The organism is Kribbella rubisoli (assembly GCF_004217145.1).
Lineage (GTDB): Bacteria > Actinomycetota > Actinomycetes > Propionibacteriales > Kribbellaceae > Kribbella > Kribbella rubisoli.
This window is the reverse complement of the sequence record NZ_SHKR01000011.1, coordinates 1,667,464-1,692,378: the sequence shown is the minus strand read 5'-3', so window position 1 is coordinate 1,692,378 and position 24,915 is coordinate 1,667,464. Positions and strand designations below refer to the sequence as shown.

Here is a 24,915-nt window from a genome sequence, read left to right as displayed (position 1 = left end):
CGTGGCGCGCCGGTGGGACAACCGGAAGGCCTATTACTGGCTGATGGGCAGCTGCCTGGCCCTGATCGGGCTGGCGTGGTTCGTCGTCCGGCTGTTCTCGATCCCGGTCGCGATCGGGATGAGCGCGGTCGCCGCCGTACTGCCGCCGATTGCCGTCATCGTGGCGAACTGGGGTCACGATCAGCGCTGACCCTCGTGTCGGCAGGCGTCGGGTCGAGGTAGAGGTGCCGCACCATCGGGAACGCCTCCCGCACCTGTACGTCGATCTTCTCGGCGAGCTGCTCGACAGCGGCGCCGGTGGTCTCTGAGTCGTCCAGGTCGACCGTTGCGACGACGAGCACCCGGTCCGGCGCGAGCTGCAGAGTGAGCAGCTCGAGTACGTCGTCGATGCCCGGCGTACTCGTGATCAGCTCACGCAGTTCGCGCTGGGTGTCGGCCGGTAGCGCACGTCCGATCAGCATGGTCTTGTTGTCCCGGCCCAGCGTGAAGGCGACCACGATCAGCAGCAGGCCGATTGCGATCGACGCGGCGCCGTCCCAGATGTGGTTGCCGGTGACGACCGCCAGGGTCACACCGGCCGCTGCGATGAGCAGTCCGATCAGTGCGGCCGTGTCTTCGAAGGCCACGGTCTTCACGGCCGGCTCGGCACTCCGTAGGTGCGTCATGAGCGGTACGTCGGCTTCGCGAGCCTCGCGCCGGAGCTGGAGCACCGCCCGGAGCCAGGAGCTTCCCTCGAACACGAACGAGATCCCCAGGACCGGATAGATCACGGCCAGGGCGGCGATCGGCGAAGGCGCGAAGATCGAGCGCAGCCCCTCGGTGATCGAGAAGCCGGCGCCGAGGACGAGGATGCTGACCGCCGCGAGCAGCGACCAGAAGTACCGCTCCATGCCATAGCCGAACGGATGCCGGGCATCGGCCGGTTTGCGGCTGCGGTGCAGCGCTGCCAGCAGGAACACCTGGTTGAGCGTGTCCGCGACAGAGTGCGCTGCCTCGGCGAGCAGCGCGGTGGACCCGGACAGCAGCCCGGCGACGATCTTGGCGATCGCGATCGCCAGGTTCGCCGTACCGGCCACTAGGACTGTTGCGTCCGACTCTTCGTCAGCCATCACCTCCGCGTGCCCGCGGCGCCATCACCCCAAACGAGGACGTCGATGAACGCTGCGGCCAGCGGGTCGGGTTCGCCGCGGGTGTACGCCGTGAGCGTGCGGCGGACCGGCGGATCCAGGTGGAGGACGTGGCCGCCTGTGGGGAGGCCGTTGTCCAAGATGTTGTCTGGGACCAGGGCGGGTCCCAGACCGGCCGCGGCAAGAGCCGGGGCGGCAGCGGTCTGCTCCGTGCGTACTGCGATCCGCGGCTCGAAGCCCGCCTGTGCGCACGCGTGGTCGAGGACGTCCGCGAGTCCGTGGCCGGGTGCGTAGTGGACCCAGGCGCGATCGGCGAGGTCCTGCAGCTTGATGGTGTCTCCGATTGCGGCGGGATCGTCGGATGCGACCACGACGACGAGCTCTTCGGTGCCGAGTGTGCGGGTGACGCCGGACCAGTCGGTCGGCTCAGGGCCGACAGCGAGGTCGGCTTCGCCGGCGTTCATGGCCTCGATGAGTTCCTCGGTATGGCGGTGCTCGAAGAGCCGGATGCCGACCTCGGGATGCGTCAGTCGCCACCGGCGAAGCGCGGCCGGGAGTACGCCGAGGGTGATCGAGTAGAGCGTGGCGATCTGCAGTTCGCCGACCTCGAGCCCCGCGGCCTGACGGGCGGCGCAGCGGGCGCGCTCGGCGTCGGCGAGGGCGGCGCGCGCGTGCGGGAGCATTGCGCGGCCGGTCGGGGTGAGGCGGACCGTGCGGGGGAGTCGCTCGAGCAGCGGTCCGCCGGCTGAGCGCTCGAGCGTGCGGATCTGATGCGAGAGGGCCGGCTGGGTGACGTGCAGGAGCTCGGCGGCCTTGGTGAAGGAGCTTTCATCGACGACCATGACGAAGTACTCGAGCTGCCTCAGCGTTGCCATGATCTGAGCTTATGGCTTCGGTGAAAACTATGCCTTGGATTTATCTGCGCAGGTCAGCAAGGCTGTTGGGCATGGAGAACGTCGCGTTGGTCGTAGGCGCCCGGGGAGTCATCGGGACGAATCTGGTCGAACATCTGGCCTCGTTGCCGGACTGGCAGGTGATCGGCTTGTCCCGTCGCGGCGGCGTCGACGTACCCGGTCGCGTCCGGCATGTTGCCGTCGACCTGCTCGATCCGGACGACACGCGGACCCAGCTCTCGAAACTGTCCGACGTGACGCACGTGTTCTACGTCGCCTACCAGGACCGGCCCACCTGGGCCGAGCTCGTGGCGCCGAATCTGGCGATGCTGGTCAACGTCGTGGACGCGATCGAGCCGGTCGCGCACGGGCTGCGGCACGTCAGTCTCATGCAGGGCTACAAGGTGTACGGCGCGCATCTCGGGCCGTTCAAGACGCCGGCCCGGGAGGACGATCCGCCGCATCTGCCGCCGGAGTTCAACGTCGATCAGCAGCGGTTCCTGGAGGAGCGGCAGCAGGGCAAGGCGTGGACCTGGTCGGCGCTGCGGCCGTCCGTCGTCGGTGGCGCAGCGTTGGGTAATCCCATGAACCTCGCGGTCGCGATCGCCGTGTACGCGTCGATCAGCAAGGAGCTCGGCGTGCCGTTACGCTTTCCGGGCAAGCCTGGTGCGTACGACGCCCTGCTCGAAGTGACCGACGCAGGTTTGTTGGCGAAGGCAACGGTCTGGGCGGCGACCTCGCCGGCCGCGGCGAACCAGGCGTTCAACATCACGAACGGCGACCTGTTCCGATGGAGCGAGCTGTGGCCGCGGTTGGCGGCCTGGTTCGGACTCGAAGCGGCGCCGCCTCTGCAGATGTCCCTGCAGGACGTGATGGCCGACAAAGAGCCGCTCTGGAAACAGATGCAGGCCGCGCACGGACTGGCCACGACGTCCTTCGCGGAGGTGTCGTCGTGGCCGTTCGCGGACTTCGTCTTCGGATGGGACTACGACTTCTTCGCCGACTCGTCGAAGTCCCGGCGAGCCGGATTCCACGAATACGTCGAGACCGAGCAGATGTTCTACGACATCTTCGCCGAGCTGCGACGGCAGCGGATCATTCCCTGATCAGTCGCCGCGCAGATCGGTACCGTGGGTACGGAGGAAGTAGATCGGGTCGGTGTAGGTGCCGGGGAGCTTGCCGAGCGACTGGATGACCGTCGACGATCCGTTGGCGTGGCTCATCGCGTACAGGTACGCCGTACCGGCGTCCTTGTCGACGCCGATGAGCAGCGTGCTCACCTGGCCGCAGCGCTGGGCGACGAGGTAGTCGAACGCTCCCCAGGTCCCCGAACGGACCTGCTTGACCACTGGGGTCATCGCCTTGGTCAGTGGCAAGCGGATCGTGTACAGCGCACCACCGCGGGTCGTGGCCAGGAACGTGTCGTACGTCGTGGACTGGCCGAGCAGCGCCCACGTCTTCACGGCACTGAAGCCACCGGTCTGCCCGGTCGGCGTCCAGCCGAAGCTGTTGATGACCCAGCGGTGAATGGTCCCGTTGCTGAGGCCGTAGAACTGGTTCCGAGCGGTCCGGCGGTCGGCGTCGACGGACAGACCGATCGCGGAGTACGGGCCCCAGCCGGCACTGATCTGGGTGAACGACGGGTCGGCGGGCTCCGCGGTGTTGGAGTTGTACGACGCCTGTCCGATGAAGTTGCTCTTGGTGACGACGATGCCGGACTCGAGCGACGGCAGGTTGCTGCTCCAGTTCCAGATCGTGCTCAACCGGGCCTGGCCGGGGCTGAAGACGGTCACCTGTCGCTGGGTCGACGAGACCGTCGCGGGCTGGGTGGCCGTGACGGTCCGGTACTGGACAACGCCTCGGCTGGTGATGGAGCCGAGGTCCATGGTGCAGGCCGTCTCGGTCGGTGCCGCTTGGGCCGGGCTGGTCAGGAGGGTCAGGGGGAGTGCGAGCGCCGGGAGGGCGCGCAGGAGCTTCATGTGAGTCACCAGTCCTCTCAATGAGGTTGATGCGCGCAACGGATCCGAAGTTACCGCCTCGATGTGGCATGCTCCGGGCTGTGACGGCGATGGGTGCGGGAAAGCTGCTCGGGACCAATCTGCGGGCGCGTCGGGACGAGCAGGGCATCTCGCTGTCCGAACTGGCCCGCCGGTCGGGGATCGCTAAGGGCACGCTGTCGCAGCTCGAGTCCGGTGCGGGCAACCCTACGATCGAGACAGTGTTCAGTTTGTCGAACGCTCTCGGCGTGCCGGTGTCGGCTCTGCTGGCCGAGTCGCCGGCGTCGGACCTGGTCCTCGTGCGGTCCGCGGATGTCGACGTACTGTCCGGTGAGGCGATCGATCTGCGGATGCTGCGGCGGCTCGAGCACCCGGGCGGGCTGTTCGAGATCTACAACCAGGAGATCCGGCCGGATGCGGTCCAGCAGTCCGACGGGCATCCGGGGACCGAGCACCACATCGTCCTGGCTGGTCGGCTGCGCGTCAGTACACATGGGCAGACCGAGGAACTGGGGCCCGGCGACTACCTGGCTTTCCGGGCGGCCGGACCGCACGGCTACGAGGCGGTCGACGGTCCGGTCCGGTCGGTGCTGCTGCTCGAATATCCGCCGGATGTGTACCCGACCGCGGCCGGTGGGCCGCATTTGCCGGGATAGTTCCGGAAGAAGTCCCCGAGAGGTCCGGTTGAGTGCATTGACCGGTCGTCGGAACCGCGCGTACTCTCGATATCGTTCATTTTAGCGAACGTCTTCGAGGAGAGTCGTCATGCACCGGTCCGCGACACCCGATGTGGTGGTGGTCGGCGCGGGCATGGTCGGGGCGGCCTGCGCGGAGGCGTTGTCGGCGGCCGGCGTGCGGGTGCTGGTCATCGATCGCGACGGGCCGGCCGCGGGGACGACAGCCTCCGGTGAGGGCAATGTGCTGGTCTCTGACAAGGAGCCCGGGCCGGAGCTCGATCTGGCGGTCGCGTCGCGAGCCGAGTGGGACGCGCTGCTCGGCCGCCTGCCCGAGCAGCTCGCCGATATCGAGTGGGAAGCCAAAGGCGGCGTTGTGGTGGCGACGGGTGATCCGGAGCCGTTGACCGCCTTCGCGGCGAAGCAGCAGGAGGCCGGGGTCGCGGCGCAGGTGATCACGCCGGCTGAGGTGTTCGACCTCGAGCCGCTGATCACGTCCCGAGTGACGATCGGCGTGCACTACCCGGACGACGCGCAGGTGCAGCCGGTGCTGGCTGCGACCGCTCTACTGGCGACCGTCCGCGGGCGCGGTGGCGAGGTGAGATCGGGGGTCACCGCGCTCGGGGTGCGGCAGTCGCGTGGACGCGTGGTCGGTGTGGACACCTCGGACGGCGACATCGCTTGTGGGGCAGTGCTCAACGCGTGCGGGCCGTGGGCCGGTGCGTTCGGCGCGGCGGCGGGTGCGCCGATCGAGGTGCTGCCACGACGCGGGATGATCCTGGTGACTGCGCCGCTGCCGGAGTCCGTGCGCCACAAGGTGTACGACGCTGACTACGTCGGCGCGGTCGGGAGTGGCGACGCCGACTTGCAGACGTCCACAGTGGTCGAGTCGACGCGGGCCGGGACGGTGCTGATCGGGTCGAGCCGGGAGCGGATCGGGTTCGACGAGGCGGTCCGGGTGCGGGTGCTGCGGGAGCTTGCGCGCAAGGCCGTCGGGCTGTTCCCGTTCCTCGGCGATGTGCCGGTCATGCGTGCGTACGGCGGGTTCCGTCCCTATGCTCCGGATCATCTGCCGGTCATCGGTGCGGATCCACGAGTTCTCGGGCTTTGGCACGCGACCGGCCATGAGGGCGCGGGTATCGGGCTCGCGCCGTCGACGGGCCGACTGATCACGGAGTTGTTCCTCGGTCTCACGCCACACGTCGACCCATCGCCGTTCCGCGTGGACCGCCCGGCGGTGATCGCATCATGAGCGCTTATCTTCGACCTCGCTCCGGCGATCCGTCCGAGGTCGGTGCGCCGCCGGCCGTGGACGTCACCGTCGACGGGCATCCGGTCACGGCTCATGCCGGCCAGACCGTGGCCGCCGTACTGCTGGCGAACGGCCGTGACACGTGGCGGACGACTCGCGTCCACAACCGTCCTCGCGGGACCTTCTGCGGGATCGGGGCGTGTCAGGACTGTCTGGTGACCGTCAACGGTCTTGCCGACGTGCGTGCGTGTCAGCGGACGATCGTGACCGGCGACGCGATCACGACGCAGAACGGCGCTGTCCTGCCTGCCACGTCGGAGACTGAGACCGTCGTACATTCACCGATGTCGGCCGAGGTTGTCGTCGTGGGTGCTGGTCCGGCGGGTGTCGCTGCCGCGCTTGCTGGTGCGGAGGCCGGCGCTGAGGTGCTGCTGGTCGATAACGGCCGAGCGATCGGCGGTCAGTACAACCGGCAGCTTCCGCAGGAGTTCGCCGCGCATCGGCCGGATCGCCTTCAGCATGAGTGGAAGGCCTTTGCGGCCCAGCGGGAGGCCCTCAGCAGTCATCCGCGGATCACTTACCTCCCGGAGACCTCGATCTGGGCGATCGAGGACCTGCGCCTCTGGGCGCAGCAAGGCCCGGCGGACGCCGCCGGTCGGCAGCCGTTCCCGATCGATGCGAAGGCCGTGGTGCTGGCGACCGGTGCCTATGACCGCGTGCTTCCCTTCCCTGGCTGGGATCTGCCCGGCGTGTACACCGCCGGGGCGGCCCAGGCGCTGGCCAAGGGACAACGCATCGCGATCGGGCAACGCGTCCTGGTCGCGGGCACCGGTCCGTTCCTGCTGCCGGTGGCCGAATCGCTCCTCGGTGTCGGTGCGGACGTGGTCGCGCTGCTCGAGGCCAACTCGCTGACCACCGTCCGCAAAGGCTGGTCGACGGATCCATTGGTTGCCCCGAGCAAGCTTCGGGAGGCCGTCGGGTACGGCGCGTTGCTCGCGCGGCACCGCGTCCCGCTCCGCCACGGCTGGACTGTGATCGCCGCGCACGGGACGTGTCACGTCGAGGCCGTGACCATCGCTCGGCTCGACTCCAACTGGCGCCCGGTTCCTGGGAGTGAACGCCGCATGGACGTCGATGCGGTCTGCGTGGGCTTCGGCTTCACCGCCAACCTCGAGCTCGCGGTGTCGGCCCGCTGCAACCTGACCACAGGTCCGGACGGCGGCCCCGCGGTCGCCGTCGATGCCAACCAGCAAACGACCACCTCAGGCATCTACGCCGCCGGTGAGCTCACGGGCATCGGGGGTGCCGCGCTGTCCAGCGCAGAAGGCGGTTTGGCCGGCGCAGCAGCAGCTCATCGCGCGCTCGGCGGCGAGTCACCTTCCTTGGATTCAACGGCTGTCACGCGGGGGCGGCGGCGGTTTGCAGCGGCGTTGGCCAAGGCGTATCCCGTGCGAGACGGGTGGAAGAGCTGGAGCAACGCGGACACGATCGTCTGCCGCTGCGAGGAAGTCACGCGGGGAGAGCTCGAAACCGTCGCCGGAGAGCGCGGTCTCGACGACGGCCGGGCAATGAAGCTCAGCAGTCGAGCGGGGCTGGGGATGTGTCAGGGGCGGGTGTGTTCGCGCACCGTCGCCGCATTGCTGGCCGCGCCGGGCGACGTACCGAAACCAAGCATGAAACGACCGATCGCCGTACCAGTGCGGCTGCGCGATCTGGCCCAAGCTGAGGAGGAGCTATGAGCGAGAAGTTGGACGGCGTGATCGTTGCGACCGCGTTGCCGTACGCCGAGGATGCGTCGGCGTCGGCGGGGTTGCGGCCGGACCTGGACAAGTACGCCGAGCACTGCCGCTGGCTGGTGGACAACGGCTGCCGCGGCGTCGGGCCGAACGGGTCGCTCGGTGAGTACTCGTCGCTGACCGACGACGAGCGGCGCGCTGTGGCGAGGACCGCGATCGAGGCCGTCGGTGACGACGGTGTCGTGGTCGTCGGCGTCCACGGTGTCGGTTCCCACCAGGCGCGCGCGTGGGCGGAGAAGGCGGCCGAAGACGGAGCGGACGGCGTGCTGTGCCTGCCGCCGACGATGTACCGGGCGAACCGTGGCGAGGTGATCAACCACTTCACCGAGGTCGCGAAGGCCGGGTTGCCGGTGATGGTCTACAACAACCCGCTCGACACCAAGGTCGACCTGACGCCGGACCTGCTCGCCGAGATCGCCGGGATCGAGAACGTCGTCGCGGTGAAGGAGTTCTCCGGTGACGTCCGCCGGATCCTGGAGATCCGCGAGCTCGCGCCGGACCTGGCCGTGATCGCGGGCGCCGACGACCTCACGCTCGAGGCTCTGCTGATGGGCGCGACCGGCTGGTTCGCCGGCTTCCCGAACGTGTTCCCGAAGGAATCGGTCCGTTTGTACGACCTGGCTCTGGAGGGCAAGCTGGAAGAGGCCCGTGCGCTGTACGAGCCGCTGGTCGCCGCGTTCCGCTGGGATTCACGGACCGAGTTCGTCCAGGCGATCAAGTACGGCATGGACTACGTCGGTCGGTACGGCGGACCCTGCCGCCCGCCGCGCGGACCGCTCGTCCCCGAGCACGTCGCCCAACTGGAGCAGGACATGAAGAAGGCAGTGGAGTCGTTGGTATGAGGTCCGTCCGGACGATCACGGCGATCGACTCGCACACCGAGGGCATGCCGACCCGCGTCGTCACCGGCGGGGTCGGCGTCGTCCCGGGTGCGACGATGGCCGAGAAGCGCGAGTACTTCATCAAGCACCTGGACGACCTGCGGTTGTTCCTGATGAACGAGCCGCGTGGTCACGCCGCGATGAGTGGAGCGATCCTGCAGCCGCCGACCCGCTCCGACGCGGACTGGGGCGTGCTCTACATCGAGGTCTCCGGCCTGCTGCCGATGTGTGGTCACGGCACGATCGGCGTCGCGACCGTGCTGGTCGAGTCCGGCATGGTCGAGGTGACCGAGCCGGTCACACAGGTCCGGCTGGACACGCCCGCAGGACTCGTCGTCGTAGACGTTGCCGTGAGTAACGGTCGCGCGGAGCATGTGACGTTGCGCAACGTCCCGTCGTACTCGCATGCCTTGGACGCTTCGGTCGACGTGCCCGGACTGGGGAAGGTCACGTACGACCTGGCGTACGGCGGGAACTTCTATGCGATCCTGCCGTTGGAGCAGCTCGGGATCCCGTTCGACCGCGCTGAGAAGGACCGGATCCTGCAGGCCGGCCTGGACATCATGGATGCGATCAACGCCACGGATCGCCCGGTCCATCCGCTGGATCCGGGGATCAACGGCTGCAAACACGTCCAGTTCACCGCGCCTGGTGAAGACGGCGCCGACTCCCGCAATGCGATGGCGATCCACCCGGGCTGGTTCGACCGCTCACCCTGCGGTACCGGTACGTCGGCCCGCATGGCCCAGCTCCACGCCCGCGGCGAGCTCCCGCTCAACACCGACTTCGTCAACGAGTCCTTCATCGGCACTCGCTTCACCGGCCGCCTGGTCGAGGAAACGACGGTCGGCCCGCACCCCGCCGTCGTACCCACCGTCACCGGCCGAGCTTGGATCACTGGCACCGCCAACTACCTGCTGGACCCCGACGACCCGTTCCCGACCGGCTTCGTGCTCTAGACCGCCGGCCAGATCGAAGCGAGCTCGACGACCTCGAGCTCGCCCAGGCTGCAGTCGGTCCCGGACGCGGTAAGCGTCAGCTCGTAGTGCCCTGGCTGCACGCACGCCGTCAGCGACGCCTCACCGCCGTTCGCGAACACCTCGACCGACGTCGTGTCCACGACAATGTCGAGCTTGCCAACCGCAGTGATCGTCGGCTGCTTGGCCGCGGTGGCTGTTGGCTGGTCGGCTGACATAGGTGTTGGTTCGGGCGTGAGTATGGCGATGCTGTTTGAGGTCACGGTGATCTGCGTGCCGCAGATGGTGAGCGTTAGCTCGGCGTTTGGGGCGAGGGTTGCGTTGCAGGTGATGCGGAGGAGTGGCCAGGCTGTACCTATCTGCCATGGGGTTCCCGGGGATAGGACGCGGGCGGGCCAGGTGTGGCGGGTCCGCGAGAGGGTCTGCAGTTCGGGGACGGGCTGGCGGTACATGCGTAGGCCGTCTGGGGTCTGCTGCAGGGTCAGGTCGCAGGGGATGCTTACCTGCTGGTTGAAGGGCATGTTTGGGTAGCGGCCCCCGCGCATCCAGGCGAGCTGGATCCGGCGAGGAGTGGTGCCGTCGCCTGCCGCCGCCCAGCCCTGGGGTGCGTGGAGATGAGGGCCGCCGCCTGGCGCTGCCCAGCTTTGGGTTGCGTAGAAGTGGGGGCCGCCGTCGACCTGCAGCTGTGGGGTCTCCTCGACGAAAGTGTGTCCGTCGAAGGTGCCGATCGAGTATCGGCCGTCGCCGCGGACCAGGGCCCATCGTGACTCGTCTGAGCCGGCTATGCCGAGCTCGAAGAAGTCTGGGCATTCGAAGCTGTTCGAGATCGAGCTGTTCAGCGACTCCCAGTGCAACAGGTCGTCGGAGCGCAGCAGTTGGTAGCGATCGTCGCCGTACAGCACCATCACCCATTGCGCGCGCCGGTGATCGCGGAACACCATCGGATCGCGCTCGGGCAGGTCCATGATCGGGTTGCCGGCATAGTGAGTCCAGGTCCGCCCGCGGTCCAGGCTGTACGAGACGCACTGCGACCGGTTGTCGTTACGCGACCAGAAGGCAACCATCGCCGGACCCTCGCCCGGCCCGGCGAGGCCCGAGGTGTTGTCGACGTCCACGACGCAGCTGCCCGACTGCACGCCGGTGCCGAGCGACTCCTCGAAGAAGGCCGGCTCCAGTTCGGTCCAGTGCACCAGATCGTTGCTGATGGCATGGATCCAGCACTTGTTCCAGCGCTGCGCGAACAAGTGGTACTCGCCGTCGTGGAAGACCAGTCCGTTGAGGTCGTTGAGCCATCCCTCCTCGCGCTCGACCGGGTTGAGCCGGTGCATCGCCCACTGCCGGGCCGTGAAGTGGAGCTGTGGTCGCAGCGCTTCGGCGTACAGCGGGGGTTTCACGGTCACGACGGTCGGCGTCGAGCTCAGGACGATGTCGCTCACGCGGACGTAGCCCCACTCGCCGTCGGCTTCGTCGACGAGCTCCAGGTGCGCATCCTGGCCGAGCCACTCGGTCAGGTCGAAGGTCGCTGCGTGCGGGCGTTCGGTGGCCCGCCCAGTCTCGGTACGGACGACCTGCCCGTTGACGACTACGTTCAGGCAGGTCTTGTACTCGTAGTCGCCGCCGCAGATCCGGAAGTTCAGGTACGGCCGGGAGATGACGAACGGCACGGTGAAGTCGCCGACGACGACATCGGCGGACAGATCAGTCACGGCGCCTCAGCGGTGGAGCTTGCCCTGCCAGCCGGTGGGGACGTTGCCGCCGGGGACCGGTTGGTTCTCGGGGTGGGCGGCCGGCGGGGCCAGCTCGGGGCCGTTGTAGTACTCGGACTCGCCGTAGTGCCAGAACCAGTCCTCGCCCGGTTCGAAGCTGCGGACGATCTGGTGACCGCTCTCGGCCGCGTGGCGGGAGGCGTGCTGCTCGGGAGAGGAGTCGCAGCAGCCGATGTGGCCGCACTCCGCGCAGCGGCGGAGGTGGAACCACCAACCGTCGGCTGCCAGGCACTCGACACACCCGGTGCCGCTCGGAGGGACAGTGCTGTCAATACCCGGCGTCTCCGTCATACCGCACATCCTCGCCGGTCCCCGCTCCCCTCACAAGCAAGGTCTTATTCAGGCCAGGCGGAGTTCTTGATGACGTCGACGAAGTCGGTGTGGTGGAAACCGGGCACGAAGTGTTCGAGGACGTCGGACTTCACGTTGCCGAACGTCGTCGCGGGCCGGTCCTGGATTCCCTCGGTGAAGGCCTCGAGGATCCGGTTCTTGAAGTCCGGACGCGGGTGCGCGGCGACGACGGCGTCGCGCTCCGCGTCGGTGATCACGTCGTACCCGAGACCGAGTACGTCGAGTTCGACACCGCGGGTGACGAGCGCGACCTCGGCGGGCAGGTGGAGCGGGATCTCCGGCGTGGTGTGCAACGCGATCGCCGTCCACACCCGGTCGGCGGCCTCGCCGGTGACGCCGTGCTGGTGGAGGAAACGCCGGGCCTCGTCGGCGCCGTCGATCTCGAAGCGCTGGTCGATCCGGCGGTAGCGCTCGGTCAGGCCGAGGTCGTGGAACATCGCGCCGACGTACAGCAGCTCGGCGTCGTACTCGAGGTCCTTGCCGCGGAGCGCGCCGAACAGGAACACCCTGCGGGAGTGGTCGAACAGCAGCGGCGACGCCACGTCACGGACGAGTTCGGTGGCCTCGCGGGCCAGGGCGCTGTCGGGGATCCGGATCCCGGCGATGGTTTCGATCATGAGTCCAGGTTCGCGGTGCGGGTTACGCTGATGCCATGTCCAATTCGCCACATCAACCACAGATCCGGACACGCCGAGTCGCGTTCGTGGTGTACGACGGGGTGACGCTCCTTGACGTCACCGGTCCGCTCGAAGTGCTCCATCAGGCCAATCGGGCGCAGGGCAGCAGCCGGTACGACACGGTGCTGGTATCCGGAAAGAGTGGGCAGGTGACGACGGCATCGGGCGTCGTGCTGGCGGGGGTGGTCGCGGCCGCGCAGGTTGGAGTTGTCGACACGGTGGTGGTGGCCGGGGCCGATCACCTGGTCGAGGAGGTTCCGACGGAGGTCGCCGACGTGACGCGGGCGCTTGCGGGAGGGGCTGAGCGGGTGGCGTCGGTGTGCAGCGGGGCGTTCGTACTGGCGGCTCTCGGCTTCCTTGACGGGCGGCGGGCGACGACGCACTGGCGGCACGCGGCCGCGATGGCGCGGCAGTACCCGAGGGTGAACGTCGAGCCCGACGCGCTGCACATCACCGACGGGCGTTACGTGACGTCGGCCGGCATCAGCGCCGGCATCGACCTTGCGCTCGCTCTCGTCGAGGCGGACTACGGTGCCGACGTCGCTCGGGCAACAGCCCGCGAACTGGTGGTGTTCTTGCAGCGGCCAGGTGGGCAGTCCCAGTTCTCGACAGCGTTGGACACGCCGCCGGCGCGGAGCGATCCGCTGCGGGTGGTGACCGAGACCGTTGTGGCCGACCCCGCAGGCGACCACACCCTGCCGAACCTGGCGGCATCTGCGGCCGTCAGTCCGCGGCATCTGACCCGTCTGTTCCAGAGCGAGTTCCAGACCACGCCCGGCCGCTGGGTCGAGCGAGTGCGACTCGACCGGGCTCAGCAACTACTGCTCGACGGCCACAGCATCACCAAAGCAGCTCGGCTCAGCGGGCTGGGCAGCGACGAGACCCTGCGACGTGCGTTCGCGAGGCATCTGAGCATCACGCCGACGGAGTACCTGCGCCGCTTCCAGACAACCTGAAGGTCAGCTGACGAGCCGCACCGGCTGGCCCGGCCTCAGCTGGGCACAGGCATCCAGGTCGGCGTCGGCGACGTACGCGATGACAGGGTAGCCGCCGGTGACGGGATGGTCGGCCAGGAAGATGACCGGGGTGCCGGACGGTGGGATCTGGATGGCGCCGCGGGCCATGCCCTCGCTCGCCAGCTCGCCGGCCGTAGCGCGTTCCAGTGGCCGGCCGTCGAGGCGTACGCCGACGCGGTTGCTGTTGCTGCTGACCTGGTAGGTCTGGGAAAGCAGCGACTCCCAGCCCGCGTCGGTGAACCAGTCTCGGCGGGGTCCTGGAGTCACGCGGAGCGCGACCTGCCCGCCGGCCGGGTGTGCGACGGGAGCCAGGTCGACGCCGGGCATCGGTTCGACAGCGCGACCGACCGGCAGCGTCAGACCGGGCGTCAGCGGCGCAGGCCCAAGGCCGGACAGCAGGTCGGTCGAACGAGAGCCAAGAACCGGCGGTACGTCGATGCCGCCGCGGACCGCGACGTACGTCCGCAGACCCGTGACAGGCGGACCGAGCCGGAGCAGCTGGCCGGCGCGCAACGTGGCTGGAGCATTCAGAGGTACGCCGGTGCAGGGGGCGCCGGTGATGGCGACGACGAGGTCGACATCGGCGTGCAGCACCAGCCCGCCGAAGGTGACCTCGAGTGCCGCCGCGCCGGGGCGATTGCCGACCAGGCGGTTCGCGAGTTCGTAGGGAGACCGGTCGCAGGCGCCCGACGCCGGTACGCCGAGTGCCGCCTGACCCGCTCGCCCGCGGTCCTGGATTGTTGCCAACGGCCCCGGTTCGAGAATGGTCAGGCTGCTCATCCACGGCCCGCGTCGACGAACCGGACCCTACGGCCCGGGTGGAACAGCGCGGCCGGATCGCGCTCCTGGTCGAAGATCTTCGCCGTGGTGCGGCCGATCAACTGCCAGCCACCGGGAGATTCGCGCGGGTACACGCCGCTGAACTCGCCGGCCAGCGCGACCGCGCCGGTGGGGACCTTTGTCCGAGGTGACGACCGGCGAGGAATGTCCCAACTGCCGGTGGAGGTCAGGTAACCGAATCCGGGAGCGAAGCCGCAGAAGGCGACTGTCCATTCGTCGGCGGTGTGGCGCGCGATCACGTCGTCCTGGGAACAGCCGAGGAGGTCGGCGACGTCGCCCAGGTCGGCCCCGTCATAGATGACCGGGATGTCGACGAGATCACCGGTCGTGCGGCTGTCGCGGGTAGGGGTCACGTCGTGCAGGGCTCGCGACAAGGTGGCGAGGTCGCCGGTTGTGGTGACCAGCACGGTACGGGCGGCCGGGACGATGTCGACGACATCCGCCGGGGCATCCGCGGTCAGCGCGGCGTAGTACCCGAGCACCTCGTCGAGATCATCGAGCTCGACCAGCAGCGCCCGGTCACCCGCCGGGAGGATTCGCATCAGCCGGTGAACGGGCGCAGGGTGACGCCCGCTCCCTCCAACGCGCCACGCACGCGCCGAGCGATGTCGACGGCACCAGGGGTGTCACCGTGAACGCAGATAGAGGTCGGGTCGACCACCAGCGAGCCGCCGGAGCTGTCCTGGATGGGCTGCCCGGTGGCCATCGCCGTACACCGGGCCGCGATCTCGTCTGCGTCGTGCAGCACAGACCCAGCCTCGCGCCGCGACACCAACGTCCCCTCGGGGGTGTACGCGCGGTCCGCGAAGGCCTCGTGTACCGCAGTCAGACCGGCCTCCTCGGCGAGCCGCAGCCACACCGAGCCGGGAAGACCGAGCACAGGGAGCGTCTTGTCGTACTCCGCGACCGCTGCGACCACTGCGGTGGCCTGCCCCACGTGGTGGCCGACCGTGTTGTACAGCGCGCCGTGGGGCTTCACGTACCGCACCTTGTCGCCCGCGATCCGCGCGAACGCGTCCAGCGCACCGAGCTGGTACACCACCTCGTCGCGCAACGCGGCCGGCTCGATGTCGAGGAAGCGCCGCCCGAAGCCGGGCTTGTCGGCGTACCCGACGTGGGCCCCGATCGCGACGCCGCGCTCGACCGCCTCGGCCGTCACCCGCCGCATGATCGACGGATCGCCGGCGTGGAATCCGCAGGCCACGTTCGCGCTGGTGACAACGTCGAGCAAGGCCGAGTCGTCGCCCATCGACCAGGAACCGAATCCTTCACCCATGTCCGCGTTGAGGTCCATGCGCCACCTCCCTCGATCGAGCCTAGAGATTGTTCAACAATCCTGCAAGAGGCTTGTTCTACTTTTCCTGGCCGCTCCGGTGCGGGATGATGCGGAGATGAGTACGGGTGGGGCCGAGACCGAACGGCAGGCATGGCTGCGAACCGTCGCCGCCGACGTCGCGCGACTGGACCGGAGCAGCTCCGCGGAGCGCGCCGCCGACATCCTTCGCCGCAGTATTACCGAAGGCGCGCTGCCGCCCGGCGCCCAACTCTCCGAGATCGAGCTGACCGAGGTCCTCGAGGTCAGCCGGAACACCCTGCGCGAGGCCTTCCGGCTGCTGACCCACGAGGGTCTGCTCGTCTACAAGCTGCACCGCGGAGTCTTCGTCCCCGAGCTGGACGAGCACGACGTGATCGACCTGTACCGCCTGCGCCGGGTCCTCGAGGTGGACGTCGTACGCGGACTGGACGACCGGGATCCGGAGCTGCCGGCGAGCCGTCTCGAGCCGTTGCAGGACGACGTCGAGGCGGCCGAGGCCGCGGCCCGTGCGGACCGGTGGCCGGTTGTCGGTACGGCGAACATGCGCTTCCACGAGCACCTGATCGGTCTGGCCGACAGCTCCCGCATGGACGCGATGACCGGCCGGCTGCTCGCAGAGTTGCGGCTCCTTTTCCACGTGATCGCGACCCCGCGCGAGCTGCACGAGCCGTACATCGAGCGGAACCGCAGGCTGTTCGAGCTGCTCGAAGCCCGCAAGTACGACGAGGCTGCGGCCGACCTGCACGAGTACCTGCTGCACTCCGAGCAGGCCATCCTCGCCGCCTTCCGGTCCCGGTAGCCGATAAGGGCTTGCGCCGCCCCGTGAGTACCTGAGTTGATGTGAGGGCGTGTGTGGTGGTCCAGCGCCTACTGCGCGGCACTCGGCACGGCACCTCGCCGCACGGGTGCAAAGGGAACGATGCTCCGCATCGACCCCTTCGCCCCCGCGCGCCGATGCACCGCACCGAGCACCTGCTCGCTACGGCGCTGGACCACCACACACGCCCTAGACAACGTCAGCTGCAAAGGGGAGCTCGCTCATGTCCGATGACGCCCGGACCGAAGAAACACCGAAGTCGTACCGCCCCATCGACGCCAAGGGGTTCCGGGAGTTCATCTCGCGTGGCTGGGGGCCGGTGGACCGCTCGGTTTCGGTGCTGGAAGGGCTCGCCGAGGCGGCCGCCGAGCACCGGCGGAAGCTCGCCGCGGCGCTGCCGGGACGGCGGATCGCGCTCGCGGCCGGCCGGGCACCGGTGCGGTCGAACGACACCGACTACCAGTTCCGCGCCGACAGCGACTTCGTCTGGCTGACCGGTTGCCAGGCCGAGGGCGCCGTACTGGTGATCTCCGGTGACGGCGATGCGACGCTGTACCTGCGTGAGACGGCCGGCCCGGACGAGGCGGACTTCTTCGCGAACGCGCGCGACGGTGAGCTGTGGATCGGCCCGGTGCCGGGCCTGAAGGACTGGTCGGACGCGCTGCAGATCGCCTGCCGTCCGCTCGAGGAGCTGCCCGCCGCAGTGCGTGGCGCGGTCCCGTTCATGCTCTCGGTGCCCGGCGTCGAGCCGATGCTGGACGCGTTGGTACGAACGTCGCCCACCGACGGCAACGCGCTGCGGCAGACGCTCGCCGAGCTGCGCCGGATCAAGGACGACTGGGAGCTCGACCAGCTGCGGGATGCGGTCGCGGCCAGCGTGCTCGCGTTCGGCGACGTGGCGAGCGAGCTGCCGGAGGCGATCCGTGGCGGCGGCGAGCGCTGGCTGCAGGGCACGTTCGACCGGCGCGCGCGGACCGCCGGCAACGGCGTCGGCTATGCGTCGATTGTTGCTGCTGGCAACCACGCACCGGTGCTGCACTGGGTCCGCAACGACGGTCCGGTGAACGAGGGCGACGTGATCCTGCTGGACGCAGGCGTCGAGACGCGCACGCTCTACACCGCCGACGTGACCCGGACGTTCCCGGCCACCGGCGAGTACACCGCTGCGCAGCGGCAGGTGCATGACCTGGTGCACAAGGCACAGCTCGCATCCCTCGAAGCGGTCAAGGTCGGAGCGCCGTACCGCGCCTTCCAGTACGAAGCGCTGCGGGTGCTGGCCGAAGGGCTGCGGGACTGGGGCCTGCTCGAGGCGTCGATCGACGAACTGCTCGGCCCGGACGGCCAGCAGCACCGCCGCTACATCGTCTGCGGGACCGGCCACTACATCGGCCTCGACGTCCACGACTGCGACGCATCCCGTCCGGAGGCGTACTTCGCCGGCACCATCGAGGCCGGCATGGCGCTCGCGGTCGAGCCGGGCCTGTACTTCCACCCGAACGACGAGACCGTGCCGCCGGAGCTGCGCGGCATCGGCATCCGGATCGAGGACAACGTCGTCGTCCACTCCGACCGGCTGGAGATCCTGACCGAGGACCTGCCGATCACCACCGACGGCCTGGAGCAGTGGACCAAGTCACACCTGAAGTAATCAAGCGATCGCTCAAAATTAAGCGTCACAATCGGTAACACTCGCCCGCCCAGCACGATGTACAGAGCGGGGGAGGGTCGAACTCGGCCGGGCGCGTGGCTAGTGGGGGGCCGCGTACCACGCGCCAGGCCGAGGCGGCCCCGACTGGGACCAGGGGGGACCCAGTATCCCTGGGTACGGGGAGTAGTCATCATGAATCTACGGGTGCGAGTAGTGCACTACGGCAGTCGGCACTGGTACGCCGACATCGACGACGCCGATGATCCGCAGCCCGACGATCCGTTCTGGTTCGTCGACAACTGCCGGACCCAGGCGCAGGCGCTCGAGACCGCCTGCAGCGAGCTCCGGTTGATGACGGGCCGGCTGGTCCGCGGGGACCAGCTCGACCGCGTCCTCGAAGTCACCGGCGTACCGGTCTGACCTTCAGCCGACCGGCGGTACGGCGGCGCAGCTGCTGCCGCGCCTCGGTACCTCGCGCGCGATCAGGTAGTTGTCGATCGTGCTCTGCATGCACGGGCTCGAGTTGTAGCTCCCGTGTCCCCAGCCGTCGTACGTGAGCAGCACTCCGGAGCGGCCGAGCTGACGCTGCACGCTCTGCGCCATCCTGTACGGCGTGGCCGGGTCGTGGATCGCGTTGGCGAGCAGCACCGGCGTCTTGAGCCCGTGGACGTCCAGCACGTGCTGCGGGTTGTTCGCCTTCGGAGCACCGAGACACATCGACACCGCCATCAGCTGACCCGGGTAGCGCATGTCCTGGTTGTTCCGGGCCAGCCGCTGCAGATGGGCGGCGTACTCGCGGTAGTCCTTGACCGGAAGGTTCCAGTCCTGGCAGAACACCGCCAACGGGTTCTGGGCGAGTCCACTCGGGACGGCGGCAGCTGCCGGAGTCTCGAGATCCTTCAACGTCTGAGCCAGCACCCTCCACTCCGGGTCGTAGAGCAGTCTGAACACCTGGAAGCTCAGCTTGAACGGATCGCCCGACCGAGCCAGCAGCCCAGCCCACAGCGCGTGAATGTCCTGCCCGTGCAGTGCGCAGCTTGCCGACGCGTCACACCACTTCACGAACTCGTCGAACGAGTCCTGAGCGGCGGCCGCCTGGACGTCGAGGAACGACTTCGTCGTCGGTGAGCCGTGGTCGATCACGCTCTCCACCACCATCGCGCGGACCCGGTTCGGATACGTCTCGGCGTACTGCGCTCCGAGCAGCGTCCCGTACGAGCTGCCGTGGAACGAGATAGTGGACTCACCGAGCGCACGGCGTATTGCGTCGAGGTCGCGGACTGTCTGCCAGGTGTCGATGTGGTCGTACAGCGGACCGGTGTGCTCGCGGCAGTCCGTGGTGAGCTGCCGGTTGTAGCTGATCGTCGCGGTGAACTCGGCCGTGCTCGTGATGATCGGCGAGGGCTGCTTCGCGAGCAGCGCGGCCGAGCACTGCACCGGATTGCTCCGCGCAATGCCTCGCGGGTCGAAGCTGACGATGTCGAACCGGTCCTGCAGGTCCGCACTGAACCGCGTCATGCCGGTCTTGATCCTGTCGACCCCGGAGTCCCCTGGCCCGCCCGGTCCGAACACCAGCACGCCGACTCGCTTGCCCTTCGCAGTACGGCGGGCAATGGAGAGGTCGAAGGTCGGCCCGTCCGGGTTCCGCCAATCGACAGGCAGTCGGAGCGTCGCGCACTGCGAGCCCTGCACCAGAGCGGGATCGTCGTGCCCTTCCGGTGTGCAATCGGCCCAGCGCACGCGGCTGGGACCAGCAGAGGCGGTCGTCGTCAGCCCAGCAGCTGCGACGCCGAGTACTACAGCGCCGGCCAGGGCGCGTCGGATGAACATCATGCGAACGATCCTTCGGCAATCGCTTGCTGACGGCATCAGGGACGAGCCCCGCGTGACCCCGATCGCGGCATCGGGGCTCACTGGGGTCGCTGGATTGACGTTGGCGGGCGGACCGCCGTACCGTCCAGACCGTCAGTCAATACAACAGCCGCATGAACCCGTGCGGGAGAGACCCGGCCTAAGGGTGTGTCTCCCGAGACACACCCTGGAACCGGGCGCCGTAGGAGCAACTCTCCCCAAGAATCTCTCAGGCACCTTCACCGCACGGGCGAGGCACCTCTGGAAGGCATCTGCCTGACAGAGCGGGGAGGACACCAAACGGTCAACGGCGACCGGAAGGAACCTCCACACGATGGCGATCAGCGTCTTCGACCTGTTCAGTATCGGGATCGGCCCGTCGAGCTCCCACACCGTGGGACCGATGCGTGCCGCCCGCACCTTTGCACTCGGCCTCGCCGACGACGGCCTGCTGGCCGCGACGGCGACCGTCTATGCCCAGCTGTTCGGCTCGCTCGGCGCGACCGGGCACGGTCACGGCAGCAACAAGGCGGTCCTGCTCGGCCTCGAGGGCGCCGACCCCGAGACCGTCGTCACGCACTCCGTCGACGCCCGGGTCGAGACGATCCGCGAGCGCGGCCGGATCGTGCTGGCCGGCGAGCACGAGATCGCGTTCGACGAGAACACCGATCTGGTCATGCACCGCCGCAAAGCCCTCCCGTACCACCCGAACGGGATGATCTTCATCGCCCGCGACGCGACCGGCGCAGTACTGCGGGAGCGCACGTACTACTCGGTCGGCGGCGGATTCGTCGTCGACGAGAACGCCGCGGCGGGCGACCGGATCGTGCTGGACACGACCCCCCTGAAGTACCCGTTCACGACCGGCGCGGAGCTGCTCGAGCGGTGCCGGGAGTCGCAGCTGTCGATCAGCGAGGTGATGCTCGCGAACGAGCTGGCCTGGCGGACCGAGGAGGAGATCCGCGACGGCCTGCTGCACATCTGGCAGGTGATGCAGGACTGCGTCCGCGAGGGCTGTGAGACCGAAGGCATCCTGCCCGGCGGTCTCAAGGTGCCGCGCCGGGCCCACGCGCTGCACACGAAGCTCACCCAGGATCCTTGGTCGGTGGATCCGCTCAAAGTGATGGACTGGGTCAACCTGTTCGCGCTCGCGGTCAACGAGCAGAACGCGTCCGGCGGCCGGATCGTCACCGCGCCGACGAACGGTGCCGCGGGCATCATTCCCGCCGTACTGCACTACTACCGCCGCTTCGTGCCGGGTTCGACCGAGGACGGTGCTGTCCGGTTCCTGCTGACGGCCGCGGCGATCGGCGTGCTTTACAAGGAGAACGCGTCCATCTCCGGCGCCGAGGTCGGCTGCCAGGGCGAGGTCGGATCGGCCTGCTCCATGGCCGCCGCCGGTCTGTGCGAGGTCCTCGGCGGTACGCCGCAACAGGTCGAGAACGCCGCCGAGATCGCGATGGAGCACAACCTCGGGCTGACCTGTGACCCGGTCGGCGGCCTGGTCCAGATCCCGTGCATCGAGCGGAACGCGATGGCCTCGGTGAAGGCGATCAACGCGGCCCGGATGGCGATGCACGGCGACGGCGTCCACGTGGTCACGCTCGACAAGGTCATCAAGACGATGCGCGAGACCGGTGCCGACATGAAGATCAAGTACAAGGAGACGTCCCGCGGCGGCCTGGCCGTCAACGTCATCGAGTGCTGATCGCTGTTCCGGTCACCAGGCGACGGTGCCGTGCAGGCTGAGGTACTTCGCAGTCGGCCCGGTCTGATCGATCTGCGCGAGGCGGGCGATGATCTCCGCGCCCTCCTCGACGGTCTGATAACCGCTGTGGCCGTTGAAGTCGGTCGCGGTGTAGCCCGGGTCGACGGTGTTGATCCGCAGGTTCGGCAGCTGGTGCGCGTACTGCACCGTCAGCATGTTGAGTGCCGCCTTCGAGGAGCCGTACGCCGGGGCGGGCACCCAGACGGGCACGTTGGTCGCCACGTCCGGATCCACGGCAGTGGCGATCGAGCCGAGGCCGCTGGAGACGTTCACGATCACCGGGTTGTCGCTGCGCTCCAGCAACGGCAGGAAGCGGTGGATCATCCGCACCGGGCCGTACACGTTCAGCTCGAAAACCTCACGGAAGACGTCGGCGGTCAGATCCCGGATCTCCGTGCGCGGTCCCGGGATGCCGGCGTTGTTGATCAGTACGTCGAGCGCGTCCAGCTGTTGCGCAGCCGCGTCGACGGACTCGTCGCTCGTGACGTCCAACTGCAGGTACTCCGCTCCGAGGTCGGCGGCGGCCTGCTTGCCGCGTTCCGGGTCGCGGGCGCCGAGGTAGACAGTGTGGCCGGCCGCGATCAGCTGCCTGGCGGTTTCGTATCCGAGGCCTCTGTTCGCCCCGGTGATGAGTGTCGTGGTCATGGCTTCACCCTCCCGCCGTGGGCATCGCGCAGGTAGTACCCGCAATGTCCTAGGGAATGGCAGTACCAGGCTGTCAGGGAGCGAGCGCGGAATACTGGGGGCATGGCTGAGCTCGGTAGGACGCTGCACGCCTGGCGCGATCGGGTGACCCCGGAGCAGGTCGGACTGCCTGCAGGCGGGAAGCGACGCGCGCCGGGGCTGCGGCGCGAGGAGCTGGCCCAGCTCGCCGGGTTGTCGGTCGACTACATCGTCCGGCTCGAGCAGGGCCGGTCGGACTCGCCGTCCGCGCAGGTGCTGACCGCGCTGGCCCGGGCGCTCAGGCTGTCCGATGCCGAGCGCAACCATCTGTTCGTGCTCGCGGGCGAGGTCGAGCCGTCGCCCGGGCGGCTGTCGGCGTACATCCCGCCCGGTGTGCAGCGGATCGTGGATCAGCTCGACGGCGCCCCGCTGTGCGTGTGCGACGCCGCCTGGACGATCATCACCTGGAACCCGCTGTTCGCCGCCGTGATCGGCGACCCGTCCGAGTGGCGCGGGCGGGACCGCAACATCATCTACCGGCACTTCGTGTCGCCCGGCGATCGCGTCGTACAGACGCCGGAGCAGCAGCGGGACTTCCGGATCGCGATGGTGACGGATCTGCGGGCGTCGCTCGCGCGGTACCCGCACGATGCCGAGCTGCGGGCGCTGATCGACGAGCTCCGCGCCCGGGACGAGGAATTCGCGCGGCTGTGGGACCAGCCGATCGTCGGGTTCCATCGGTCCGAGCGGAAGACCATCCGGCATCCGGAGGTCGGTGAGTTCACGATCGACTGTGACGTGCTCGCGGTCCCGGGCAGCGATCTGCGCATGGTCGTGTACACCGCGGCGCCGAATACGGAGGCGGCCGAAAAGCTCCGGCTGCTGTCGGTCATCGGCCTGCAGACCTTGATCTGAGCAATCAGCTAACGCACTGCATTCCTACGGTTGCGTAGACGGTTCGTAATTACTGGAATATGAAGTTCTTTCGTGGAATTTCTTCCAAGGGCTGTTTGAATCGACTCTTCGACCGATAATCTCCGGGACTTGTGAGACCCATCTCTGCCACGGCATCCCGCCGCCCGCCCTGGCAGAACCCGCGGCGCCGTCGTCAGGCCGCCGCCGGCGTCGGCGTACTGCTGCTCGGCTGCGTCGCGCTCGGTCTGCTCTCGTCCTGGAGTCGCGGTCCGCAGCCCGCCAGTCCGGTCGCGGGGATCGAGCCCGGTCGACCGACGCAGAACCTGCCGGCCATCCCGCGCACGGCGTCGCCGTCCTCGGGTGCGACGCCCAGCGCCGTACCGACGCAGTTGCCGACAGCAATCAAGCCGGGTGAGATCCTGCTGCCGACCGGCCTCACGACGACGGGCTATCCCGCGATCACGGCCGGTACGCCGACCCCGCAGATCGTGGAGTCGACCGGGCCGACGACTGTGGTGACCGAGCGGCCACCGACCGTGCCGCCGACGGCGCCGACCACGGTGCCGAGCGCTCACCCGAGTAGCCGCCCGACCAGCGTGCCCAGCGAGCGACCGACGACGTCCACCCCGACCGAGCCGCCGCCGACCAGCAGCACCCCGACCAGCCCGCCCACCACTCCCGACGACCCGGACAACCAGGGTGGGGGCGGCCTCGGCGGTCTCCTCGGCGGCCTCCTGGACAAGCTAGGGCTTTAGTACGCCTCGACTTCGGTGGTGTCGGCGTTGCCGCCGCGCATCGGCTGGAGGTTCACCTGCCAGCCCTGGTTGCGGCCGAAGGTCTGGTCGAACTTCTTGAAGGCGCAGTCGGCGCGGAACTTGCGGGTGTCCGCGTCCCAGTCGGTGCCGCTCTTGAAGTAGAGGTGGTACGCGCCGCCGATCTCCTTCACGGTGGTGGTCTTGGTCGCCCGGATGTAGATCATGACCTGCGGGCGGCCGGGCGGCTGGCCGTCGGTGACGATCGAGACCGCGACGTCCTTCGCCGTACCGTTCGTGATCTTGAGCTGTCCCGTTCCGTCCGGACCCCGCCGTACCAGGACGTCGCCGCTGTCCGGGCGCATCTCCTTCGGCGCGGGACCGGGGTTGGGTAGCGTCGTGCCGAAGGTCAGCTTGAGCTGTTGCAGCAGAGCGAGGGCGGAGCCGAGATTCGTGCGCAGTTGACGCTGGACGTTCTGCGAGGTGTACGCGACGCCTCCGCACCGCGCGTCGTCCTCGGTCTCGTCCGCCAGGCCGGTCAGCTGGGTAGCGGCCACGCCGATCCGTACCTGGAGCAAGGAGTGTGCTGCGTCGAGTCGCGAGGTCACCTTGATCGCGGCCAGCCGCACCGAGACCGTGTTGAAGGTCTCCGCCAGCGTATTCATGGCGTCACTCAGTCCCTCGGCCGTGCGGACGCGCGTCAGCCGCGATGCCGGTCCGGCCAGCACCTTGTCGATCCGCGTCAGTTCGGCCTGGTACGCCGCCGTACCCAACGGGCCCGCAGGTGGAACGGACGAGGCCGGCGCCGGCACAGCACTGCCCGAAGCCGACGACGGAGCAGTCGGCGAAGGCCCCGGCTTCGCGGCGCATCCCGCCAGCAGTCCCACCCCGACACACAGCGCAGCCCAGCGCCTCATCCCCAACCCCCCAGGTCGCCCC

26 protein-coding genes and 1 riboswitch are annotated in these 24,915 nt (G+C 68.6%); of the genes, 14 read left to right on the top strand and 12 right to left on the bottom strand.

The features are described 5' to 3' along the window. The first annotated feature begins 1 nt into the window (after nucleotide 1). Nucleotides 2-190 carry a DUF3099 domain-containing protein gene (locus EV645_RS11040; RefSeq protein WP_137256383.1) on the top strand — a complete coding sequence of 63 codons (189 nt, stop codon included), beginning with the start codon at nucleotides 2-4 and terminating at the stop codon, nucleotides 188-190. Here the strand turns inward: EV645_RS11040 and EV645_RS11035 are convergent. Together EV645_RS11035 and EV645_RS11030 are read right to left on the bottom strand one after the other, a co-directional pair. Continuing rightward, a complete protein-coding gene (locus EV645_RS11035) occupies nucleotides 156-1,109 on the bottom strand; it encodes a cation diffusion facilitator family transporter (protein WP_130442309.1) in 954 nt (317 codons plus the stop codon). The two genes, EV645_RS11040 and EV645_RS11035, sit on opposite strands and share 35 nt — an antisense overlap. Beyond that, complete coding sequence (locus EV645_RS11030) at nucleotides 1,109-2,002, bottom strand: LysR family transcriptional regulator (RefSeq protein ID WP_130442307.1); 894 nt, start codon at nucleotides 2,000-2,002, stop codon at nucleotides 1,109-1,111. Before EV645_RS11030 ends, EV645_RS11035 begins: the two co-directional genes overlap by 1 nt. 71 nt (nucleotides 2,003-2,073) lie before the next feature. Here EV645_RS11030 and EV645_RS11025 point away from each other — a divergent pair, with 71 nt between their 5' ends. Beyond that, on the top strand, nucleotides 2,074-3,126 hold the full coding sequence (locus tag EV645_RS11025) for an SDR family oxidoreductase (protein WP_130442305.1): 1,053 nt from the start codon (nucleotides 2,074-2,076) through the stop codon (nucleotides 3,124-3,126). Here the strand turns inward: EV645_RS11025 and EV645_RS11020 are convergent, their stop codons facing one another. Then, nucleotides 3,127-3,999, bottom strand: coding sequence for a hypothetical protein (locus EV645_RS11020; protein ID WP_130442303.1), 873 nt, complete (start codon nucleotides 3,997-3,999; stop codon nucleotides 3,127-3,129). A gap of 89 nt (nucleotides 4,000-4,088) precedes the next feature. On the opposite strand from EV645_RS11020, the gene EV645_RS11015 reads away from it, so the two are divergent. The 5 genes from EV645_RS11015 to EV645_RS10995 all read left to right on the top strand — a co-directional run bounded on the left by EV645_RS11015 (nucleotide 4,089) and on the right by EV645_RS10995 (nucleotide 9,579). Next, a complete protein-coding gene (locus EV645_RS11015; RefSeq protein ID WP_242000397.1) occupies nucleotides 4,089-4,673 on the top strand; it encodes a helix-turn-helix domain-containing protein in 585 nt (194 codons plus the stop codon). 109 nt (nucleotides 4,674-4,782) lie between these two features. After that, on the top strand, nucleotides 4,783-5,943 hold the full coding sequence (locus EV645_RS11010) for an NAD(P)/FAD-dependent oxidoreductase (protein ID WP_130442299.1): 1,161 nt from the start codon (nucleotides 4,783-4,785) through the stop codon (nucleotides 5,941-5,943). Continuing rightward, the gene (locus EV645_RS11005; protein WP_130442297.1) at nucleotides 5,940-7,682 is read left to right on the top strand and encodes a 2Fe-2S iron-sulfur cluster-binding protein; all 1,743 of its coding nucleotides are present in this window, start codon (nucleotides 5,940-5,942) and stop codon (nucleotides 7,680-7,682) included. Before EV645_RS11010 ends, EV645_RS11005 begins: the two co-directional genes overlap by 4 nt. After that, nucleotides 7,679-8,581 (top strand): dihydrodipicolinate synthase family protein, encoded by a 903-nt coding sequence (locus EV645_RS11000; protein WP_130442295.1) that lies wholly within the window; start codon nucleotides 7,679-7,681, stop codon nucleotides 8,579-8,581. Before EV645_RS11005 ends, EV645_RS11000 begins: the two co-directional genes overlap by 4 nt. Further along, nucleotides 8,578-9,579: a proline racemase family protein gene (locus tag EV645_RS10995; RefSeq protein ID WP_130442293.1), complete on the top strand. Its 1,002-nt coding sequence runs from the start codon at nucleotides 8,578-8,580 to the stop codon at nucleotides 9,577-9,579. Before EV645_RS11000 ends, EV645_RS10995 begins: the two co-directional genes overlap by 4 nt. Here the strand turns inward: EV645_RS10995 and EV645_RS10990 are convergent. The 3 genes from EV645_RS10990 to EV645_RS10980 are packed head-to-tail and all read right to left on the bottom strand — an operon-like array spanning nucleotide 9,576 to nucleotide 12,331. After that, entirely contained in the window at nucleotides 9,576-11,303 is a 1,728-nt protein-coding gene (locus tag EV645_RS10990) for a glycoside hydrolase family 32 protein (RefSeq protein WP_130442291.1), read from the bottom strand. The two genes, EV645_RS10995 and EV645_RS10990, sit on opposite strands and share 4 nt — an antisense overlap. Nucleotides 11,304-11,309: 6 nt before the next feature. Further along, complete coding sequence (locus EV645_RS10985; protein WP_130442289.1) at nucleotides 11,310-11,654, bottom strand: UBP-type zinc finger domain-containing protein; 345 nt, start codon at nucleotides 11,652-11,654, stop codon at nucleotides 11,310-11,312. Nucleotides 11,655-11,698: 44 nt separating this feature from the next. Next, nucleotides 11,699-12,331, bottom strand: coding sequence for an HD domain-containing protein (locus tag EV645_RS10980; RefSeq protein ID WP_130442287.1), 633 nt, complete (start codon nucleotides 12,329-12,331; stop codon nucleotides 11,699-11,701). Nucleotides 12,332-12,366: 35 nt separating this feature from the next. Between EV645_RS10980 and EV645_RS10975 the strand changes: the two genes are divergently transcribed. Continuing rightward, the gene (locus tag EV645_RS10975; protein WP_130442285.1) at nucleotides 12,367-13,347 is read left to right on the top strand and encodes a GlxA family transcriptional regulator; all 981 of its coding nucleotides are present in this window, start codon (nucleotides 12,367-12,369) and stop codon (nucleotides 13,345-13,347) included. Nucleotides 13,348-13,350: 3 nt separating this feature from the next. Here the strand turns inward: EV645_RS10975 and EV645_RS10970 are convergent, their stop codons facing one another. Genes EV645_RS10970 through EV645_RS10960 form a run of 3 tightly spaced genes read right to left on the bottom strand, consistent with a single transcriptional unit; the run spans nucleotide 13,351 to nucleotide 15,541 of the window. Beyond that, entirely contained in the window at nucleotides 13,351-14,187 is an 837-nt protein-coding gene (locus tag EV645_RS10970) for a 5-oxoprolinase subunit C family protein (RefSeq protein WP_130442283.1), read from the bottom strand. Further along, nucleotides 14,184-14,789, bottom strand: coding sequence for a 5-oxoprolinase subunit B family protein (locus EV645_RS10965; RefSeq protein ID WP_130442281.1), 606 nt, complete (start codon nucleotides 14,787-14,789; stop codon nucleotides 14,184-14,186). Before EV645_RS10965 ends, EV645_RS10970 begins: the two co-directional genes overlap by 4 nt. Then, nucleotides 14,789-15,541: a LamB/YcsF family protein gene (locus EV645_RS10960; protein WP_130442279.1), complete on the bottom strand. Its 753-nt coding sequence runs from the start codon at nucleotides 15,539-15,541 to the stop codon at nucleotides 14,789-14,791. Before EV645_RS10960 ends, EV645_RS10965 begins: the two co-directional genes overlap by 1 nt. Nucleotides 15,542-15,638: 97 nt before the next feature. On the opposite strand from EV645_RS10960, the gene EV645_RS10955 reads away from it, so the two are divergent. From EV645_RS10955 to EV645_RS10945, 3 genes are all read left to right on the top strand, one after another. Continuing rightward, entirely contained in the window at nucleotides 15,639-16,361 is a 723-nt protein-coding gene (locus tag EV645_RS10955; RefSeq protein WP_130442277.1) for a GntR family transcriptional regulator, read from the top strand. 241 nt (nucleotides 16,362-16,602) lie between these two features. Next, nucleotides 16,603-18,027, top strand: coding sequence for an aminopeptidase P family protein (locus EV645_RS10950; protein WP_130442275.1), 1,425 nt, complete (start codon nucleotides 16,603-16,605; stop codon nucleotides 18,025-18,027). Nucleotides 18,028-18,219: 192 nt separating this feature from the next. Next, nucleotides 18,220-18,447 (top strand): hypothetical protein, encoded by a 228-nt coding sequence (locus tag EV645_RS10945; protein ID WP_130442273.1) that lies wholly within the window; start codon nucleotides 18,220-18,222, stop codon nucleotides 18,445-18,447. A gap of 3 nt (nucleotides 18,448-18,450) precedes the next feature. Here the strand turns inward: EV645_RS10945 and EV645_RS10940 are convergent, their stop codons facing one another. Further along, nucleotides 18,451-19,860, bottom strand: a complete 1,410-nt coding sequence (locus EV645_RS10940) for an alpha/beta hydrolase (RefSeq protein WP_130442271.1) — start codon at nucleotides 19,858-19,860, stop codon at nucleotides 18,451-18,453. A 153-nt stretch (nucleotides 19,861-20,013) separates the two neighbouring features. Beyond that, nucleotides 20,014-20,133, top strand: a riboswitch (glycine riboswitch). A 79-nt stretch (nucleotides 20,134-20,212) separates the two neighbouring features. Here EV645_RS10940 and EV645_RS10935 point away from each other — a divergent pair. Beyond that, nucleotides 20,213-21,586: an L-serine ammonia-lyase gene (locus tag EV645_RS10935; protein ID WP_130442269.1), complete on the top strand. Its 1,374-nt coding sequence runs from the start codon at nucleotides 20,213-20,215 to the stop codon at nucleotides 21,584-21,586. A gap of 12 nt (nucleotides 21,587-21,598) precedes the next feature. On the opposite strand, the gene EV645_RS10930 is transcribed toward EV645_RS10935, so the two are convergent. Next, nucleotides 21,599-22,291 carry an SDR family NAD(P)-dependent oxidoreductase gene (locus tag EV645_RS10930; RefSeq protein WP_130442267.1) on the bottom strand — a complete coding sequence of 231 codons (693 nt, stop codon included), beginning with the start codon at nucleotides 22,289-22,291 and terminating at the stop codon, nucleotides 21,599-21,601. A gap of 102 nt (nucleotides 22,292-22,393) precedes the next feature. Here EV645_RS10930 and EV645_RS10925 point away from each other — a divergent pair, with 102 nt between their 5' ends. After that, nucleotides 22,394-23,224: a helix-turn-helix transcriptional regulator gene (locus tag EV645_RS10925; protein ID WP_130442265.1), complete on the top strand. Its 831-nt coding sequence runs from the start codon at nucleotides 22,394-22,396 to the stop codon at nucleotides 23,222-23,224. 131 nt (nucleotides 23,225-23,355) lie between these two features. Further along, nucleotides 23,356-23,979, top strand: a complete 624-nt coding sequence (locus EV645_RS41810) for a hypothetical protein (protein WP_157997043.1) — start codon at nucleotides 23,356-23,358, stop codon at nucleotides 23,977-23,979. On the opposite strand, the gene EV645_RS10915 is transcribed toward EV645_RS41810, so the two are convergent. Beyond that, nucleotides 23,976-24,893, bottom strand: a complete 918-nt coding sequence (locus EV645_RS10915; RefSeq protein ID WP_130442261.1) for a hypothetical protein — start codon at nucleotides 24,891-24,893, stop codon at nucleotides 23,976-23,978. The two genes, EV645_RS41810 and EV645_RS10915, sit on opposite strands and share 4 nt — an antisense overlap. Nucleotides 24,894-24,915 lie beyond the last annotated feature (22 nt).

Excerpts from the sequence above, each read along its gene's own strand:
- EV645_RS10930 (WP_130442267.1), bottom strand. The coding sequence starts at position 22,291 with ATGACCACGACACTCATCACCGGGGCGAACAGAGGCCTCGGATACGAA.
- EV645_RS10965 (WP_130442281.1), bottom strand. The coding sequence starts at position 14,789 with ATGCGAATCCTCCCGGCGGGTGACCGGGCGCTGCTGGTCGAGCTCGAT.
- EV645_RS10940 (WP_130442271.1), bottom strand. The coding sequence starts at position 19,860 with ATGATGTTCATCCGACGCGCCCTGGCCGGCGCTGTAGTACTCGGCGTC.
- EV645_RS11035 (WP_130442309.1), bottom strand. The coding sequence starts at position 1,109 with ATGGCTGACGAAGAGTCGGACGCAACAGTCCTAGTGGCCGGTACGGCG.
- EV645_RS10995 (WP_130442293.1), top strand. The coding sequence starts at position 8,578 with ATGAGGTCCGTCCGGACGATCACGGCGATCGACTCGCACACCGAGGGC.
- EV645_RS10935 (WP_130442269.1), top strand. The coding sequence starts at position 20,213 with ATGGCGATCAGCGTCTTCGACCTGTTCAGTATCGGGATCGGCCCGTCG.
- EV645_RS11000 (WP_130442295.1), top strand. The coding sequence starts at position 7,679 with ATGAGCGAGAAGTTGGACGGCGTGATCGTTGCGACCGCGTTGCCGTAC.
- EV645_RS10945 (WP_130442273.1), top strand. The coding sequence starts at position 18,220 with ATGAATCTACGGGTGCGAGTAGTGCACTACGGCAGTCGGCACTGGTAC.
- EV645_RS10980 (WP_130442287.1), bottom strand. The coding sequence starts at position 12,331 with ATGATCGAAACCATCGCCGGGATCCGGATCCCCGACAGCGCCCTGGCC.
- EV645_RS10985 (WP_130442289.1), bottom strand. The coding sequence starts at position 11,654 with ATGACGGAGACGCCGGGTATTGACAGCACTGTCCCTCCGAGCGGCACC.
- EV645_RS10925 (WP_130442265.1), top strand. The coding sequence starts at position 22,394 with ATGGCTGAGCTCGGTAGGACGCTGCACGCCTGGCGCGATCGGGTGACC.
- EV645_RS11005 (WP_130442297.1), top strand. The coding sequence starts at position 5,940 with ATGAGCGCTTATCTTCGACCTCGCTCCGGCGATCCGTCCGAGGTCGGT.
- EV645_RS11010 (WP_130442299.1), top strand. The coding sequence starts at position 4,783 with ATGCACCGGTCCGCGACACCCGATGTGGTGGTGGTCGGCGCGGGCATG.
- EV645_RS10975 (WP_130442285.1), top strand. The coding sequence starts at position 12,367 with ATGTCCAATTCGCCACATCAACCACAGATCCGGACACGCCGAGTCGCG.
- EV645_RS11025 (WP_130442305.1), top strand. The coding sequence starts at position 2,074 with ATGGAGAACGTCGCGTTGGTCGTAGGCGCCCGGGGAGTCATCGGGACG.
- EV645_RS10960 (WP_130442279.1), bottom strand. The coding sequence starts at position 15,541 with ATGGACCTCAACGCGGACATGGGTGAAGGATTCGGTTCCTGGTCGATG.
- EV645_RS11015 (WP_242000397.1), top strand. The coding sequence starts at position 4,089 with ATGGGTGCGGGAAAGCTGCTCGGGACCAATCTGCGGGCGCGTCGGGAC.
- EV645_RS10915 (WP_130442261.1), bottom strand. The coding sequence starts at position 24,893 with ATGAGGCGCTGGGCTGCGCTGTGTGTCGGGGTGGGACTGCTGGCGGGA.
- EV645_RS10970 (WP_130442283.1), bottom strand. The coding sequence starts at position 14,187 with ATGAGCAGCCTGACCATTCTCGAACCGGGGCCGTTGGCAACAATCCAG.
- EV645_RS10950 (WP_130442275.1), top strand. The coding sequence starts at position 16,603 with ATGTCCGATGACGCCCGGACCGAAGAAACACCGAAGTCGTACCGCCCC.
- EV645_RS11020 (WP_130442303.1), bottom strand. The coding sequence starts at position 3,999 with ATGAAGCTCCTGCGCGCCCTCCCGGCGCTCGCACTCCCCCTGACCCTC.
- EV645_RS10955 (WP_130442277.1), top strand. The coding sequence starts at position 15,639 with ATGAGTACGGGTGGGGCCGAGACCGAACGGCAGGCATGGCTGCGAACC.
- EV645_RS11030 (WP_130442307.1), bottom strand. The coding sequence starts at position 2,002 with ATGGCAACGCTGAGGCAGCTCGAGTACTTCGTCATGGTCGTCGATGAA.